This is a genomic window from Pseudomonas sp. UBA3153 (assembly GCF_002364635.1).
Taxonomy (GTDB): domain Bacteria; phylum Pseudomonadota; class Gammaproteobacteria; order Pseudomonadales; family Pseudomonadaceae; genus Pseudomonas_O; species Pseudomonas_O kuykendallii.
Genome location: NZ_DEYR01000015.1, coordinates 1037 through 1247 on the forward strand (window position 1 = coordinate 1037; position 211 = coordinate 1247).

1 protein-coding gene is annotated in these 211 nt (G+C 66.4%); it reads right to left on the minus strand.

Annotation, left to right across the window (positions count from 1 at the left end; genetic code table 11):
* A partial coding sequence (locus B2X67_RS03530; protein ID WP_286784632.1) for a phosphate signaling complex PhoU family protein occupies window positions 1-211 on the minus strand: 211 nt, incomplete at both ends.

The following is a 211-nucleotide window of genomic DNA, read 5'->3' on the forward strand; positions in this document are numbered from 1 at the left end:
CGTCGGTGCCGCGCACCAGGTAGATCACCAGTTCGGCGATGTTGCGCGCGTGGTCGCCGATCCGCTCCAGCGAGCGCAGCGCCCAGATCACGCTGAGCACGCGGGAAATCGAGCGCGGGTCTTCCATCATGTAGGTGACCAGTTCGCGCAGCGCGGTCTTGTACTCGCGGTCGACGGTCTTGTCGTACTGCGCCACCGACAGCGCCAGGTC